The organism is Streptomyces xinghaiensis S187 (genome assembly GCF_000220705.2).
In the GTDB taxonomy this organism is placed as follows: domain Bacteria; phylum Actinomycetota; class Actinomycetes; order Streptomycetales; family Streptomycetaceae; genus Streptomyces; species Streptomyces xinghaiensis.
Genome location: NZ_CP023202.1, coordinates 5,911,014 through 5,926,416 on the forward strand (window position 1 = coordinate 5,911,014; position 15,403 = coordinate 5,926,416).

The following is a 15,403-nucleotide window of genomic DNA, read 5'->3' on the forward strand; positions in this document are numbered from 1 at the left end:
GCGCGGTGGTCCTATCGTGCGTACATGCCAAACCTTCCCGACGTCGTGCTGTGGTCGATCCCCGCCTTCGTGCTGCTCACCGTCGTGGAGGCGGTGAGCTACCGGCTGCACCCCGACGAGGACTCCGCCGGTTACGAGACCAAGGACGCCGCCACCAGCATCGGTATGGGCCTCGGCAGTCTGGTGTTCGACCTGCTGTGGAAGATCCCGATTGTCGCGATCTACACGGCCGTCTACGAGCTGACGCCGCTGCGGGTGCCCACCGTGTGGTGGACGGTGCTGCTCCTGGTGGTCGCCCAGGACTTCTTCTACTACTGGTCCCACCGCGGCCACCACGTGATCCGCATCCTCTGGGCCTGTCACGTGGTGCACCACTCCAGCCGGAAGTTCAACCTCTCCACGGCGCTGCGCCAGCCCTGGACGAGCCTCACCTCCTGGCCGTTCTACCTGCCGATGATCGCCTGCGGTGTGCACCCGGCGGTGCTGGCCTTCCTCTCCTCCGTCAGCCTCGTCTACCAGTTCTGGATCCACACCGAGCGGATCGGCAAGCTGCCCCGGCCGCTGGAGTTCGTCCTCAACACGCCCTCCCACCACCGGGTGCACCACGCCTCGCAGGGCAGCTACCTGGACCGCAACTTCGGCGGGATCCTCATCGTCTGGGACCGGCTGTTCGGCTCCTTCGCGGCCGAGGTGGAGCGTCCCGTCTACGGGCTGACGAAGAACATCAGCACCTACAACCCGCTGCGGGTGGCCACCCACGAGTACGTGGCCATCGCCCGGGACCTGCGCGCCGCCCGGAGCTGGCGCGAGCGCGCCGGGCGGGTGCTGCGCGGGCCCGGCTGGCAGCCGGAGCCGGAGCCGGCGGCCGTCGCGGTACCGGCCGCGGTACCGGCCGCCGCACCCGGTGCCGTACCGGCCGGGGAGTAGCCGCAGGGCAGCCGCGGGGTCACCGGGGAGGCGAACGGCCGGAGGGCCGGGCGGCACCGCGGCCGCCCGGCCCTCCGGGACCGAACTCCCCTCAGGGGGTCAGCGCTTCACCGCGTCCAGGGCGTCGGTGAGCCCGGCTCCGTAGAAGCCGTTGCCGTACCGGCCGCCCTCGCAGACCGCGTCCGCCTCGCCGTCGCCGTTGATGTCGTACGGGTCGTCGCAGGACTTCCGGTCGGCCTGGGCCTTGAGCAGGGCCTTGACCACCGCCGGCGGCGCCCACGGGTGGGTGCTCTTGATCAGCGCGGCGACACCCGCGACATGCGGGGAGGCCATGGACGTACCGGCCATGTAGCCGTAGCGGTCGCCCGGCAGCGGGCCGAGGATCAGCCCGCTGGTCGCCGGCGCCTCCGGCGGCTGGTAGGCGGTGCTGTCACCGCCCGGTGCCGCGATGTCGATGACCCCCTTGCCGTAGTTGGAGAACGAGGACTTGAGGCCCTTGGCGCCGGTCGAGGAGACGGTCACCACGCCGGGGAGCTGGGTCGGGATGTCCGGGCACACGCTCGGGTCGATGTCGCGCTCGACCGGGGTGGAGTCGTTCGGGCTGGAGTTGTCGATGATCGAGTCCGACGCCAGGTCGAAGTTGGAGTTGCCGGCCGCGGCGACGTTGACCGCGCCCTTGCGCTCCGCGTAGCGGGTCGCCCGGGTCAGCGCCTCCACCAGCGCCTTCTGGTCGGGGTCGTCCGTGCAGTTGAACATCCACGGGTCGACGTAGTAGCTGTTGTTGGTCACCTCGACGCCGTGTTCGGCCGCCCACATGAAGCCGCAGACGACGGCCTCCGTGTAGAACCAGCCGTCCACGGTCGACACCTTGATGCCGGAGACCTTGACGCCCGGGGCGACGCCGGTGACGCCGACGCCGTTCTTCGCGGCGGCGATCTCCCCCGCGACGTGCGTCCCGTGCGGGCTCTCGCCCTCGCCCGGGCGCCAGGCGCCGTCGCTGGTGTCCGGCTTGCCGGCCACGCAGTTGACGGAGGCCTCGCGGTCGAAGTTGGGCGCCAGGTCCGGGTGGGTGTCGTCCACGCCGGTGTCGATCACCGCGACGGTCACCTTGTCGCTGCCGAGCGAGACCTCGTGGGCCCGGTCCGCCTTGATGGCGGGCAGGTCCCACTGGAGCGGCTGCAGCGGGTCCTCGTCCTCCTCCGCCTTGGCCTCCGCGGCCTTCATCTGGCTCGGCGTCAGCTCCTGCGGGGCGCCCACGTCGGTGGTGGCGGCCGAGGGAAGCGGCGCGGTGCGGGTGGCACCGGCCGACTGGACGCCCTTCACACCGCGGATCCTCTCGGCGAAGCCGGGGTCCGGGGCGTGGACGACGATCACGCCGATCTTGTCGTACGCCTGGACGACCGTACCGCCGGCCCTGGCGATCGCCTTCCCGACCCTCGCGCTCGTGCCCTTGCCCGGGCGGACGTTGACGACATAGCTCAGGGACTCGCCTTCCGCGGCGGTCCGCGCGGTGGTCTCCGCGCCGCCGTCGGCCGGGGCGGCGCTGGCCGACCCGGGCAGCACGGCGAGTGCGGCGGCCAGGGCCATGCCCGCCGGTATGGCCACGGCACGGCGCGACCGTGCGGATAGCGGCGTCATGGTCATGAGGTCTCCACTTCGTCGGAAGGAACAGGGCGGTCGGGACGGCGGATGCCGGCGGTACGGGCAGTGCGTCGGGTGCGTCGGGTGCCGCCGGGGCAACCGGTGCGCCGCATCACTTCTTTACCGCGTCCAGGGCGTCGACGATGCCGAAGCCGTAGAAACTGTTGATGTGTTCGGTGCCCTCGCACTCGGCGTTGATCTTGCCGTCACCGTCGGGATCGTACGGCTCCGACGGGCAACCCGGGTTGTCGGCACCGGCCTTGAGCAGCCACTGCACCTCCTGCGGGCTCGCGTCCGGACGCGCGCTCATCGCCAGCGCGGCGACCCCGGCGACGTGCGGGCCGGCCATCGACGTGCCCTGCAGGTAGGCGTAGTCGCCGTCCGGCATGGTGGAGAGGATCCGGCCGTCCTTCGCGGGCAGTCCGGGCACCTGGTACTTGTCGCCGCCCGGGGCCGCGACGTCGATCTGGCCGAGGCCGTAGTTGGAGTAGTACGACTTGAGGGACTGGACGCCGGTCGCCGCGACGGTGACGACACCCGGCAACTGGGCGGGGATGTCCCAGCACTCGGCCGGGTCGATCTCCCGCTCGACCGGGGTGGTGTCGTTCGGGCTGGAGTCGTCGGTGAGGGAGTCCGCGGCGAGGTCCATGTTCGAATTGCCCGCCGAGGCCACGTTCACCGCGCCCTTGCGCTGGGCGTACGCCGCCGCACGGCCGACCGCCTCGCGGATGGCCTTCTGGTCCGGCTGGTCCGCACAGGCGAAGAGCCACGGGTCCACGTAGTAACTGTTGTTGGTGACCTCGACACCGCGGTCGGCGGCGAAGACGAACGCGCAGACCACCGCCTCGGCGAAGAACAGGCTGGTGTCGGGCTCGCTCACCTTGATCGAGGAGACCCGGACGTTCGGCGCCACGCCGGCGACACCGACGTCGTTGCGGGCCGCCGCGATCGAGCCGGCGACGTGTGTGCCGTGGTAGTCCCCGGAGGTGTACGGACGCCAGGCACCGGGGCTGGTGTCCGGGACGCCGCCGACGCAGTTCGCCGACTGGCGGCGGGAGAAGTTGGGCGCCAGGTCCGGGTGGGTGTCGTCCACGCCGGTGTCGATCACCGCGACGGTCACCTTGCGGCTGCCCGGGTTGACCTCGGCCGCGCGGTCCGCCTTGATGGCGGGGATGTCCCACTGCAGGGACTCCAGCGGCTCCTCGCCCTCGGCCGCGGCCGCGCGGCGCAGCGCGGCGGCGGGCTCGCCGACCTTCTCGGGCCGGCCGACCTCGGTGGTGGCGGCGGACCTCAGCGGCGCGGTGCGGGTGGCACCGGCCGAGTGGACGCCCTCGACGGCGCGCAGAGCGGCGCCGAACTCCGGGTCGGACGCATGGGCGACGATCACGCCGATCCGGTCGTGGCTGGTGACGACCGTGCCGCCGGCCCGGGTGACGGCCCGCTCCACCCGGGCGACCGCACGCCGGCCGGGGGCGGTGTTCACCACGTACGAGAGCAGCGGGCCCTCCGCGGCCGCCGTCTTCGCCGGTGTCTCGTGCGGCGAGGCGGAAGCGGCACCGGGCAGGATTCCGACAGACGCGGCCAGCGCGAGCCCGAGGGGCAGGGCGAGGGCGCGTGAGCGTCTGGAGCGGAGATGAACCATGGGTTCTCCACATCATCCGTGAGTCCGTCCGCACGCGGGTTGCGCGTGGACGGGTGCATGACAGCGGAAGCTAGCGTCGAACAACCGATCTGATCAATTGAATCTGACGGAAAGTCGGACTTTCGCTGTGGATTGGACCGCCCGGGCCAAGAAGGCTGCCCCTCCGGTCCGGACCTCCCGGCGAGGGCCCCGGACCGGACGCGCGCCGCCCCGCGCCCCTCACCCGGGTATACGCTCGGTAACACTCGGTGTTCGGTTTGTGTCGCCGGGCACCCGCGGGAGCCGCCGGGCGCGTTCGCCCTGGTGACCCCGCGTGCCACAAGAATGACCGGAACTGGCGGGCCGGGCGCCCGCACACCGCCGTACAGCCGTCGGCCGCAAGAGGGGCAAAGGGGCTCTGATCAGCGTGTTCGTGCTGTGACGATGAGGTGATACATCGCTGGTGAGAGCGCTCGTCGGCAGATCATGCGAAATTGAAATGACAACCCTCTGTTCGAATGGCTGAGAACGCGCCTAACATGCCGAGTCCGGCGCCGAAGTGATCTGTCACTCAGTGCCAACGTTCCGTCTCAGCTACACCCACTGGAGAGCCCGTGGACACCGCATCGCCCCCGCCCCAGGGGAACGACTACACGCAGAGAACGGCGCTCGGCGCCGTGGCGTACCGCGAGGCGCAGGAGAGTGCCGAATTCGCTGAACTGCGCCACGCACACCGCTCCTTCGCGTTCCCGCTGACCATTGCCTTCATCACCTGGTACTTCCTGTACGTGCTGCTGTCCAGCTACGCGGGCGGTTTCATGGGCACCAAGCTCCTCGGGAACATCAACGTCGCCTTCGTCCTGGGCGTGGCGCAGTTCGTGAGCACCTTCCTCATCGCCTGGTGGTACTCCCGCCACGCCGAGGCGAAGCTCGACCCCAAGGCTGACGCGATCAAGGCCCGTCTGGAGGGTCAGGCATGAGCAATCTCTCCCTCGACACGGCCACGGTGCTGGCAGCCGGTGACGCCAGTGAGCACCGCGTTCTGATCATCAGTCTCTTCGTGGCCTTCGTTCTCGCCACCCTCGGCATCACCATCTGGGCCGGCCGGCAGACGAAGGACGCCACCGACTTCTACGCCGGCGGCCGCTCCTTCACCGGTTTCCAGAACGGTCTGGCGATCTCCGGCGACTACATGTCGGCGGCGTCCTTCCTGGGCATCGCGGGCGCCATCGCCCTCTTCGGGTACGACGGCTTCCTTTACTCCATCGGCTTCCTCGTCGCCTGGCTGATCGCGCTGCTGCTCGTCGCCGAGCCGCTCCGCAACTCCGGCCGGTTCACCATGGGTGACGTGCTCGCCTTCCGTATGCGGCAGCGCCCGGTCCGCACCGCGGCCGGTGTCTCCACCATCGTGGTCTCCATCTTCTACCTGCTCGCCCAGATGGCCGGCGCGGGCGCCCTGGTGGCGCTCCTCCTCGGCATCAGCTCCGAGGCCGGCAAGATCTCGATCGTGATCCTGGTCGGCATCGTGATGATCCTCTATGTCGCCATCGGCGGCATGAAGGGCACCACCTGGGTCCAGATGATCAAGGCGGTGCTGCTGATCGCGGGTACGCTCCTGATCACGGCGCTGGTCATGTTCAAGTTCAACTGGAACATCTCCTCGCTGCTCGGCGCCGCGGCGGAGAACAGCGGCAAGGGCGCGGCCTTCCTGGAGCCCGGCCTCAAGTACGGCGTCGACTCGATGACGAAGATCGACTTCATCTCGCTCGGTCTCGCCCTCGTGCTCGGCACCGCCGGTCTCCCGCACATCCTGATCCGCTTCTACACGGTGCCGACCGCCCGGGTCGCGCGGAAGTCCGTGAACTGGGCCATCGGCATCATCGGCGGCTTCTACCTGATGACCATCGCCCTGGGCTTCGGTGCCGCGGCGCTGCTCAAGCAGGAAACGATCATAGAGTCGAACGCGGCGGGCAACACGGCGGCACCCCTCCTCGCGCAGGAGATCGGTGGCGGCGCGGGCTCCGCGGGCGGCGCGATCCTGCTCGCGGTCATCTCCGCGGTCGCCTTCGCCACCATCCTCGCGGTGGTCGCCGGCCTGACCCTGGCGTCCTCGTCGTCCTTCGCGCACGACCTGTACGTCAACGTCATCCGCAAGGGCAACGCCTCCGAGAAGGAGGAGGTCCGCGCGGCCCGCTGGTCCACCGTCGGCATCGGCGGCGCGGCCATCTTCCTCGGTGTGTTCGCCCGCGACCTGAACGTGGCCTTCCTGGTCGCGCTCGCCTTCGCGGTCGCCGCCTCGGCCAACCTCCCCACCATCCTCTACAGCCTCTTCTGGAAGCGCTTCACCACCCAGGGCGCGCTGTGGTCGATCTACGGTGGTCTGGCGTCCTCGGTGCTGCTGGTGCTCTTCTCGCCGGTCGTGTCGGGCAAGGAGAGCTCGATGTTCTCCGGTGTCGACTTCCAGTGGTTCCCGCTGTCGAACCCCGGTCTGATCTCCATCCCGCTGGGCTTCCTGCTCGGCTGGGTCGGCACCCTGCTCTCCAAGGAGCAGCCGAACATCGACAAGTACGCGGAGCTGGAGGTGCGTTCCCTCACCGGTACGCACGCCCACTGATCAGCTGATCGCAGCACCGCACCCGCGAGGGTGAGAGCGGCCCCACCACGGAGCGGGGTGCGCGGCCCCGGTGGACAACTCGAATGTCACCGGAGTCGCGTACCCTGCACGGAACGGAGCCCGGAGCCTCGGCCCCGGACTCCGCGTCCGCAGGAACCCGTGGGAGGGGCCGCTTTCATGCTCATCGACACCTTCGGACGGGTCGCCACCGACCTGCGCGTGTCCCTCACCGACCGCTGCAATCTCCGCTGCACCTACTGCATGCCCGAAGAGGGCCTCCAGTGGCTGGCCAAGCCGGACCTGCTCACGGACGACGAGATCGTCCGGCTGATCGGCATCGCCGTCACCGAACTCGGGGTCGAGGAGGTCCGCTTCACCGGCGGCGAGCCGCTGCTCCGTCCCGGGCTGGCCGGCATCGTCGAGCGCTGCGCCGCCCTGGAGCCCCGCCCCAGGATGTCCCTCACGACCAACGGCATCGGGCTGGAACGCACCGCCGGTGCCCTGCGCGACGCCGGCCTCGACCGGGTCAACGTCTCCCTCGACACCCTGCGGCCCGAGGTCTTCCGCACCCTGACCCGCCGCGACCGTCACCGGGACGTCCTCCGGGGCCTGGAGGCCGCCCGCGCCGCCGGCCTCGACCCCGTCAAGGTCAACACCGTCCTGATGCCGGGTCTCAACGACGACGAGGCGCCCGACCTGCTCGCCTGGGCCGTCGAACACGGCTACGAACTGCGCTTCATCGAGCAGATGCCGCTCGACGCCCAGCACGGCTGGACCCGGGAGGGCATGATCACCGCCGGCGAGATCCTGGCGAGCCTCCGCACCCGTTTCCACCTCACCGCCGAGGGCGAGGACGAGCGCGGCTCCGCGCCCGCCGAGCGCTGGCTGGTGGACGGCGGCCCCGCCCGCGTGGGCGTCATCGCCTCCGTGACCCGCCCCTTCTGCCGGGCCTGCGACCGCACCCGGCTCACCGCCGACGGCCAGGTGCGCACCTGCCTCTTCGCCCGCGAGGAGTCGGATCTGCGCGGCGCGCTGCGCTCCGGGGCACCGGACGAGGAGATCGCCCGGCTGTGGCGCACGGCGATGTGGGGCAAGAAGGCCGGTTCCGGGCTGGACGATCCGTCCTTCCTCCAGCCGCAGCGCCCGATGTCAGCGATCGGCGGCTGAAGGGCCGCTTCCCCCGCCCTCCCCGGTCCCTTCCGTCCGCGCGTCCGCCCGGGAGCTCTCCCAGTCGGCGAACGGCACCACGTCCTTGAGGAAACCGCGGGCCCCGAGGAACGACGACAGATGCTCGCGGTGCTCCTCGCAGGCCAGCCAGGTCTTGCGCCGCTCCGGCGTGTGCAGCTTGGGATTGTTCCAGGCCAGCACCCAGACGGCCGGGGCCCGGCAGCCCTTGGCGGAGCACGGGGGAGGGCCGTCGCCGGACGGTTCGGCGCGCGGGGGGAACGGGGGGTCCTGGGGAGCGTTCACGGGCCCAGCCTAGGGCCGGGGACCCGGCGCGACGCGGGGCGGGGGCGGCCACGGGCGGGCGGTGCGGAAGGAGAGGCACTCGCGACAGGACGCCGGGGAAACCGGAAGCGGAGCCGCCGGTTCGGACATGGCGACGCCGGGCAGCCACGGGGGGAGCCGCCCGGCGTCGGTCCGTCGCCCCGACGGGGGATGCGGAGCGCGTACGCAGTATGGCACGGAGGACACACGCCGGTGCACTGGAACCGCATGATTGATCTGAGCATTTCTTGAGCTTGGCGGACCGTTTCACCGGCCGTCGCGGGGCCCCTCCGCTCCGTTCCCACCGCCCGGTTCCCCGTCCTCCCGGGCACCGGCCGCCTCCGCGCCGGATTCCGGCCCGGGTTCCGGGCGGCCGTCCACCGGCCTGCCCTCCAGCACCGGCCGGGCCGGTTCCGTCAGATACGCGGACGGCAGGGCGACGGCGTTCTCCCGCCCCCCGTTGGCGATCACCACGGCGATGTACGGCAACAGCACGCCCAGGACGAGCGCGACCACCGCGACATGCCGTTCCACATTCCAGAGGACCGCGGCGAGCACCACCGAGACCGTGCGCACCGACATCGAGATCACATAGCGCCGCTGCCGCCCCCGCACGTCGTCGGCCAGCCCCTGCCGGGCCCCGGTGATCCGGAAGACCTGCGTCTCCTTCTTCTTCCGCATCGCGTTCCACCACCTGAGTCCGTGCCGGGCACCCCGCGACCGGCGTTCCGTCCACGGTACGCCGGGCCGGCCCGGGACCGCCCCGGGGGTACCGGTCCTTCCCGCCGGGAGGCACTGCGCCGGGCCGCGTAGTCCCCCCTCCGACATGCGGCGTAGGGAAACCGGGCGGAGACTGGCGGGGATGGGTTCACACCGTCGTACGAGGAGGAGTGACCATGGGTTGGTTGTGGGCGATCGTCCTGGGCCTGGTCCTGGGCGTGCTTGCCCGGGGAATCCTCCCCGGGAGGCAGAACATCCCGCTCTGGCTGACCGTCATCTGCGGCATGCTCGGCGCGGTGGGCGGCAACGCCCTGGCCCGGGCCGTGGGCGTGGAGACGACCAGCGGCATCGACTGGTGGCGGCACGCCTTCCAGCTGGCCGGAGCCATCGTGGTCGTCGCCCTGGTGGCCCCGCTCTGGGCCAGGATGCGCGGCGGGACACGTCACCGCGAAAGGGCGTGAGGCGCGGGCGGCCCGGCGGCCCGGCGTACGAAGCGCGCACCGGGCCGCGGACGGGCTGCCGGGTCCGGACCAGGGACCCCGCCCGGCACGCGCGTCACGTGCCCGGCGCGGGGGGCCACCGGTCCTCGGCCCGGCTCAGGCGTCCGTCACCCGGGCGAGCTTCCGCCCCGCCTTGAGGTAGATCTCCGCGGCGCCGATGGCCCCGGCCTCGGCCAGTGACTCGGCCAGCACCTCACCCAGCGGGCGGGCGGCCGCGGCCTCGGACAGGACGACGGCCCGCTGGCCGTTCTCGGTCTCCACCACCAGCCGCAGCCCGTTCTGCTTGGCGATCCGCCGCGCCGCCGAGACGCTGGGGGTGAACTCCAGCACCTTCGTCAGGACCACCGCCACGGTCTCGGTGCCGTGCTCGGCCACGTCGACCCCCGGCAGCTCCCCGACGTCCGAGAAGCTCCGCCGCGAGAACTGCGCGGTGAACCCGGCCCGCGCGGCCATCGCCGCCTCCACCCCGTGGAGCGCCGCGACCACCTCGCCGGCCAGCACCTTCTTGAGGTCCATCGGATGCAGCACGCGGTCCGCGACCCGGCCGAGGGCGAGCTCGATCTCCTCGTCCGTCCACTCGGTCCACGCCTTGAGGTACGGCTCCATCAGCCGGTCCGGCACCGACATGATCTTGCCGAAGACATCGTCGGCCGCGGCGGTCAGCCCGACGTAGTTGCCCTTGGACTTGGACATCTTGGCGCCCGTGCCGTCCGTGCCCTCGATCAGCGGCATCGTCAGCACGAGCTGCGGCCGCTGCCCGCGCAGCTCCATCAGCTTCCGGCCCATCTGCAGGTTCAGCAGCTGGTCCGAGCCGCCCACCTCCACATCGCAGTCCAGCGCCACGGAGTCCAGGGCCTGCGCGATCGGGTAGAGCAGCTCCGACATGGTCAGCCCGGAGCCGGCGGCCAGCCGGTTGCGGAAGTCCTCGCGCTGGAGCAGCTGCGAGGCCGGTACCTGGGACAGCAGCTCCAGCAGCTCCGGGAAGGTGTACGGGGACAGCCACTCGCTGTTCTGCCGGAAGCTGACCTTCTCGAAGTCGAAGAACGGCCGCACCTGCTGCCGGTACCCGGCGAGGTTGGCGGCGATCTCCTCGTCCGTCAGCGGCGGGCGCTCCGCCGTCCGGCCCGAGGGGTCGCCGATCTTGGCGGTGAAGTCCCCGATGAGCAGGGTGACGTCGTGCCCCATCCGCTGGAAACGGCTGAGGACGATCACCGGCACCGCGTGCCCCAGATGCACATCGGCCGCCGTCGGGTCGATGCCCAGCTTGATGTGGAGGCCCCGACCCTCCGCGCGGCGCTCCTCGATCCGCGCGGCGAGCTGCTCCACCCCCGGCAGCACCTCGACGCAGCGGGCGCCGATCAGCTCCGCCTGCTCCTTCGCCGGCAGGTCGGACAGGTCCAGATAGCGCCTGGCCTTCGTCTCCGTGAGCAGCCGCTCCACGGCCTGGTCGGAGGAGAGGTCCTGCGCCAGCAGTTCGCTGGTGCGCGTGACGGAGTCGCCGAGGCGTGTCATCGTGTCGTTCCCGCGGATCGAAGGGGAGAGGTCGGGGGTCAGTCTAGAGGGGCCCGCTCACACCCCCTGGCTGACCGAGCTCATGTGGAAGTCCGGGACGCGCAGCGCCGGCATCGCGGCCCGGGTGAACCAGTCGCCCCACTCCCGGGGGAGGGTGCGCTCGGTGACGCCCGCCTCCGTGGCCCGGCCCAGCAGCGAGACCGGCGACTCGTTGAAGCGGAAGTTGTTCACCTCGGCGGTGACCTCGCCCTTCTCGACGAGATAGACGCCGTCCCGGGTCAGCCCGGTGAGCAGCAGCGTCGCCGGGTCCACCTCGCGGATGTACCAGAGGCAGGTCAGCAGCAGACAGGGCCCGTCGTGGCCGGAGGCCGCCACCATGTCGTCCAGGGAGCGGCTGCCGCCCGCGTCCAGGACGAGGTTGTCCATGCCCGGGGCGAGCGGCAGACCGGTCAGTCCCGCGGTGTGCCGGGTGGTGATCAGCCGGTTCAGCTCGCCGCCCCGCAGCCACTCGGTGGGTTCGAGGGGCAGGCCGTTGTCGAAGACGGAGGCGTCGTCGCCCGAGGAGTGCGCCAGGACGAACGGTGCGGACTCCAGACCGGGTTCGCGCGGATCGCTGCGCAGGGTGAGCGGCAGCCCGGACAGCCTCTCGCCGACGCGGGTGCCGCCGCCGGCCTTGGAGAAGACCGTCCGGCCCTCGGCCGCGTCCCGGGCGGTGGAGGACCACTGCTGGTAGATCAGCAGATCGGCCACGGCGGTGGGCGGCAGCAGCGTCTCGTACCGGCCGGCGGGCAGCTCGGTGCGGCGCTCCGCCCAGGCCAGCCGGCGTGCGAGCTCCGCGTCCAGGGCGAGCGGGTCGACATCGCGGAAGTCGCGGGTGGGACGGCCCGCCCAGGCGGAGCGGGTGCGGTCCGGCGACTTGGCGTTGAGTTCGAGGGTGCCGGTGGGCTGGTCGTGGCGGAGACGGAGGCCGGTGGAGGTGCCCAGGTAGCTGGAGGTGAGGTTGTGGGCGGCGAAGCCGTACAGCTCGCGGCCGCCGGCGCGGGCCCGCGCGAAGGACTCCCCGAGCGCCGGGGCGAAGGCCGCGAACACCCCGGAGGAGGTCTCGGCCGGGGGCTCCGTGAAGTCCGGCGACTCCGGCACCCCTTCGACCAGCGGCTGGGCGTCCTCGGCCGGCCCGGCCTCCCGCGCCGCGGCCTCCGCGGCCCGTACCAGCGGCTCCAGGTCGTCCGCGGTGACGGCGGAGCGCGAGACGACGCCCGAGGCGGTGCCCTCCGCGCCGCCGACCGTGGCGATGACGGTGAGGGTGCGGCCACGGGTGACGCCGTTGGTCGTCAGGGCGTTGCCCGCCCAGCGCAGATTGGCGCCGGAGTGCTCGTCGGCGATGACGACGCAGCCGTCGGCGCGGGACAGCTCCAGCGCCCGCTCGACGATCTCGTGCGGCTTGCCGCTCGCCGGGTTCACCGTGCTCATCGGCCGGCCTCCTGCGTGGTGTTCAGGATGTTGACGTTTTCGAACAGGGCCGAGGGACAGCCGTGCGAGACGGCCGCGACCTGCCCCGGCTGTGCCTTGCCGCAGTTGAACGCACCGCAGAGGAGATACGTCTCCGGGCCGCCGACGGCCTTCATCGACCCCCAGAAGTCGGTGGTCGTCGCCTGGTACGCGACATCGCGCAGCTGGCCCGCGAGCCGCCCGTTCTCGATCCGGAAGAACCGCTGCCCCGTGAACTGGAAGTTGTAGCGCTGCATGTCGATGGACCAGGAGCGGTCGCCGACCACGTAGATGCCGCGTTCGACCCCGGAGATCAGCTCCTCGGTCGACGGGCCGTCCGGCGCGGGCCGGAGCGACACATTGGCCATCCGCTGGACCGGCACATGGGCGGGGGAGTCCGCGTAGGCGCAGCCGTTGGAGCGTTCGAAGCCGGTGAGCTTCGCGATGCGGCGGTCGAGCTGGTAGCCGACGAGGGTGCCGTCCTTCACCAGGTTCCAGGACTGGGCCGCCACGCCCTCGTCGTCGTAGCCGACGGTCGCCAGGCCGTGCTCCGCGGTGCGGTCGCCGGTGACGTTCATCAGGTCCGAGCCGTAGCGGAGACTGCCCAGCTGGTCGAAGGTGGCGAAGGAGGTGCCGGCGTACGCGGCCTCGTAGCCGAGGGCGCGGTCCAGCTCGGTGGCATGTCCGATCGACTCATGGATGGTGAGCCAGAGATTGGAGGGATGTACGACGAGGTCGTACCGCCCGGGCTCGACGCCCGGGGCACGCATCTTCTCGGCCAGCAGCTCCGGGATCTCGGCCAGCTCGGCGTCCCAGTCCCAGCCGCCCGCGCCGGTCAGGTACTCCCAGCCGCGCCCGACGGGCGGCGCGATGGTCCGCATCGACTCGAACTCGCCGCTCTCCGGGTCCACGGCGACGGCGGTCAGCTCCGGGTGCAGCCGGACGCGCTGCTGGGTGGTCGTGGTGCCGGCGGTATCCGCGTAGAACTTGTTCTCGTGAACGGTGAGGAGCGAGGCGTCCGCGTGGGAGACGGCGGGGGCGGCCAGCAGCCGCGAACTCCACTCGGCGAGCAGCCCGGTCTTCTCCGCGTCCGGCACGGTGAAGGGGTCGGTCTCGTAGGACGACACCCAGGTCCGGTCGGCGTACACCGGCTCGGCGGCCAGCTCCACCCGCTCGTCCGAACCGGCGGCCGCGATCACCCGGGCCGACAGCTTGGCCATCTCCACGGCCTGGCTCGCCACCCGGGCGGCGGCGTCCATCGTCAGGTCGACTCCGGAGGCGAAGCCCCAGGCCCCGCCGTGCACCACCCGGACCGCGTAGCCCAGGTCCGTGGTGTCGGACGACCCGGCCGGCCGGGCGTCCCGCAGCCGCCACGCGGCGCTGCGCACCCGCTCCAGCCGGAAGTCCGCGTGCGTGGCACCCAGCGCGCGGGCCCGCGCCAGCGCGGCATCGGCGAGCGCGCGCAGCGGCAGCGCCAAGAACGACTCATCGACCTCATGGGGCACGGGCGTTTTCCCTTCGCGTCATGGCGCACTGCCGTGGGTCACCGTCCGGCAGCAGTGAATCACGGTGAGGATGTGCGGGGCTTGTCCATTTGCCCGCCGGGCTGTGGGCGCGCCGCGCCGACAGGCTTGTGACGGCGGGAGCTCAGAGCTCCCCGGCTATGACGCCCTGACGGAACGCGGTCCACTCCGTGGCGGTGAAGCGGAGAGGTTCCCGCCCGGGGTTCTTGGAATCCCGTATGGCCCAACCTCCCCCAGGCAGTTCCGCGATCTCCACGCAGTCGTTCTCGGCTCCGCTGGCGGAGGACTTGCGCCAAGCGACACCGGTCAGGTCCACGTCGTACAGCTCGGTCTTCCGATCAGTCACTTCCGAAGGCCTTCTTCCAGCTCGGCGATGCGTACGAGCGAATCCTCCACGGAGAGCGCCGTTGCCCGGATGCGCTCGTACGCCCTCTCGAAGGGGGTCGCGGCTTCGCCCTCAACGTACGTCGCGCTGTTGGCGTTCTCCAAGAGCACGACATCCGGCAGGGGTTGGCTGAACTTCGTGAGGCTGAAGCCGCCTTCGAGGCCGGGATGCGCCGTTGACGCCAGCGGCATGACTTGGACGACGACGTTCGGAAGCTCCGAGGCGTCGAGCAGTTTTCTCAACTGTTCGCGCATGGTGGCGGGGCGGGAAGCGAAGCGCTGGTGCAACGCGGCTTCGTGGATGATCGCCCACAACTCCAGCGGGTTTCCGGGGCGGGTCAGCACGGACTGGCGTGCCATGCGGACTTCCGCCAGGGCTGCGATCTCCTCAGGCGTCCGCGTGGTGGTGATGCCGGCGATGGTCTCGCGTGCGTAGGCGGGCGTCTGGAGCAGTCCGGGGACCAGCAGCGGAGTCCACGCGCAGACCCGTTCGGCGTCCGACTCCAGTGAAATGTAATCGGCGTACGCGGGTTGGACGATCCCTGAATAGGCTTGCCACCAGCCCTTCTTGGAGGCATCGGTGCGCAAGGTCTCCAAGACCGCACAGGCGTCGGGGTCCGTCACCCCGTAATTCTTGAGCAACGCGGTCAGCTCTCCGGGGCGAAGGCCCTGAACAGCGTTCTCGATCTTCGACAGCTTCGGGCCGTTCCAGCCCATCGCCCGAGCAGCTTGATCAAGGCTGAGACCGGCTTCGTTGCGGAACCTGCGAAGCGTTGAGCCGAGGCGGCGCCGCCTCACTGTGGGGACCATCGGAGCGTTGGGCATGCCGGAAGTCTTGCAGCGAACCTCCGCTCTATCGGTTCTACTTCGGCCTTGTCACCTATTCGGGTAGAAAGGTTGCGATTGATCTTGGTGTGACGCCACTCTCGGTGTGGCTTCAGTCGCGTTCGGTGCGCAGATTGCGGCCCCGTGAGTCGTTCACACG

At 71.0% G+C, this 15,403-nt stretch carries 14 protein-coding genes; 5 read left to right on the forward strand and 9 right to left on the reverse strand.

What is annotated here, in order from left to right; genetic code table 11:
* The first annotated feature begins 24 nt into the window (after nt 1–24).
* Nucleotides 25–927 (forward strand): sterol desaturase family protein, encoded by a 903-nt coding sequence (locus SXIN_RS25215; RefSeq protein WP_095757578.1) that lies wholly within the window; start codon nt 25–27, stop codon nt 925–927.
* A 99-nt stretch (nt 928–1,026) separates the two neighbouring features.
* Here SXIN_RS25215 and SXIN_RS25220 read toward each other — a convergent pair whose 3' ends face one another.
* Together SXIN_RS25220 and SXIN_RS25225 are read right to left on the reverse strand one after the other, a co-directional pair.
* Complete coding sequence (locus tag SXIN_RS25220; protein WP_039821899.1) at nt 1,027–2,565, reverse strand: S8 family peptidase; 1,539 nt, start codon at nt 2,563–2,565, stop codon at nt 1,027–1,029.
* A gap of 115 nt (nt 2,566–2,680) precedes the next feature.
* The gene (locus SXIN_RS25225) at nt 2,681–4,210 is read right to left on the reverse strand and encodes a S8 family serine peptidase (RefSeq protein ID WP_095757579.1); all 1,530 of its coding nucleotides are present in this window, start codon (nt 4,208–4,210) and stop codon (nt 2,681–2,683) included.
* Between the two features lie 593 nt (nt 4,211–4,803).
* On the opposite strand from SXIN_RS25225, the gene SXIN_RS25230 reads away from it, so the two are divergent.
* The 3 genes from SXIN_RS25230 to moaA all read left to right on the forward strand — a co-directional run bounded on the left by SXIN_RS25230 (nt 4,804) and on the right by moaA (nt 7,970).
* Nucleotides 4,804–5,169, forward strand: coding sequence for a DUF485 domain-containing protein (locus SXIN_RS25230; protein WP_019709636.1), 366 nt, complete (start codon nt 4,804–4,806; stop codon nt 5,167–5,169).
* On the forward strand, nt 5,166–6,803 hold the full coding sequence (locus SXIN_RS25235; protein WP_019709637.1) for a solute symporter family protein: 1,638 nt from the start codon (nt 5,166–5,168) through the stop codon (nt 6,801–6,803). The genes SXIN_RS25230 and SXIN_RS25235 overlap by 4 nt, the downstream gene beginning before the upstream one ends.
* Before the next feature lie 177 nt (nt 6,804–6,980).
* Nucleotides 6,981–7,970 carry a GTP 3',8-cyclase MoaA gene (moaA, locus tag SXIN_RS25240; protein ID WP_019709638.1) on the forward strand — a complete coding sequence of 330 codons (990 nt, stop codon included), beginning with the start codon at nt 6,981–6,983 and terminating at the stop codon, nt 7,968–7,970.
* Here moaA and SXIN_RS25245 read toward each other — a convergent pair.
* Nucleotides 7,953–8,273, reverse strand: coding sequence for a hypothetical protein (locus SXIN_RS25245; protein ID WP_019709639.1), 321 nt, complete (start codon nt 8,271–8,273; stop codon nt 7,953–7,955). The genes moaA and SXIN_RS25245 overlap by 18 nt on opposite strands.
* A 285-nt stretch (nt 8,274–8,558) precedes the next feature.
* A complete protein-coding gene (locus SXIN_RS25250) occupies nt 8,559–8,972 on the reverse strand; it encodes a DUF3099 domain-containing protein (protein WP_019709640.1) in 414 nt (137 codons plus the stop codon).
* A 215-nt stretch (nt 8,973–9,187) separates the two neighbouring features.
* Between SXIN_RS25250 and SXIN_RS25255 the strand changes: the two genes are divergently transcribed.
* Entirely contained in the window at nt 9,188–9,472 is a 285-nt protein-coding gene (locus SXIN_RS25255; protein WP_039821903.1) for a GlsB/YeaQ/YmgE family stress response membrane protein, read from the forward strand.
* A gap of 135 nt (nt 9,473–9,607) precedes the next feature.
* Here SXIN_RS25255 and tyrS read toward each other — a convergent pair whose 3' ends face one another.
* The 5 genes from tyrS to SXIN_RS25280 form a co-directional block, all read right to left on the reverse strand.
* Nucleotides 9,608–11,023: a tyrosine--tRNA ligase gene (gene tyrS, locus SXIN_RS25260; RefSeq protein ID WP_019709642.1), complete on the reverse strand. Its 1,416-nt coding sequence runs from the start codon at nt 11,021–11,023 to the stop codon at nt 9,608–9,610.
* 57 nt (nt 11,024–11,080) lie between these two features.
* Nucleotides 11,081–12,493, reverse strand: coding sequence for a metallopeptidase TldD-related protein (locus tag SXIN_RS25265; RefSeq protein WP_192883632.1), 1,413 nt, complete (start codon nt 12,491–12,493; stop codon nt 11,081–11,083).
* Nucleotides 12,490–14,016, reverse strand: coding sequence for a TldD/PmbA family protein (locus SXIN_RS25270; protein WP_095757580.1), 1,527 nt, complete (start codon nt 14,014–14,016; stop codon nt 12,490–12,492). Before SXIN_RS25270 ends, SXIN_RS25265 begins: the two co-directional genes overlap by 4 nt.
* Before the next feature lie 142 nt (nt 14,017–14,158).
* The gene (locus SXIN_RS25275) at nt 14,159–14,380 is read right to left on the reverse strand and encodes a DUF397 domain-containing protein (protein WP_019709644.1); all 222 of its coding nucleotides are present in this window, start codon (nt 14,378–14,380) and stop codon (nt 14,159–14,161) included.
* Nucleotides 14,377–15,243 (reverse strand): helix-turn-helix domain-containing protein, encoded by an 867-nt coding sequence (locus SXIN_RS25280; RefSeq protein WP_039821907.1) that lies wholly within the window; start codon nt 15,241–15,243, stop codon nt 14,377–14,379. Before SXIN_RS25280 ends, SXIN_RS25275 begins: the two co-directional genes overlap by 4 nt.
* Nucleotides 15,244–15,403: the final 160 nt, after the last annotated feature.

Excerpts from the sequence above, each read along its gene's own strand:
- SXIN_RS25265 (WP_192883632.1), bottom strand. The coding sequence starts at position 12,493 with ATGAGCACGGTGAACCCGGCGAGCGGCAAGCCGCACGAGATCGTCGAG.
- SXIN_RS25235 (WP_019709637.1), top strand. The coding sequence starts at position 5,166 with ATGAGCAATCTCTCCCTCGACACGGCCACGGTGCTGGCAGCCGGTGAC.
- moaA (WP_019709638.1), top strand. The coding sequence starts at position 6,981 with ATGCTCATCGACACCTTCGGACGGGTCGCCACCGACCTGCGCGTGTCC.
- SXIN_RS25220 (WP_039821899.1), bottom strand. The coding sequence starts at position 2,565 with ATGACGCCGCTATCCGCACGGTCGCGCCGTGCCGTGGCCATACCGGCG.
- SXIN_RS25255 (WP_039821903.1), top strand. The coding sequence starts at position 9,188 with ATGGGTTGGTTGTGGGCGATCGTCCTGGGCCTGGTCCTGGGCGTGCTT.
- SXIN_RS25225 (WP_095757579.1), bottom strand. The coding sequence starts at position 4,210 with ATGGTTCATCTCCGCTCCAGACGCTCACGCGCCCTCGCCCTGCCCCTC.
- SXIN_RS25250 (WP_019709640.1), bottom strand. The coding sequence starts at position 8,972 with ATGCGGAAGAAGAAGGAGACGCAGGTCTTCCGGATCACCGGGGCCCGG.
- SXIN_RS25215 (WP_095757578.1), top strand. The coding sequence starts at position 25 with ATGCCAAACCTTCCCGACGTCGTGCTGTGGTCGATCCCCGCCTTCGTG.
- SXIN_RS25280 (WP_039821907.1), bottom strand. The coding sequence starts at position 15,243 with ATGCCCAACGCTCCGATGGTCCCCACAGTGAGGCGGCGCCGCCTCGGC.
- tyrS (WP_019709642.1), bottom strand. The coding sequence starts at position 11,023 with ATGACACGCCTCGGCGACTCCGTCACGCGCACCAGCGAACTGCTGGCG.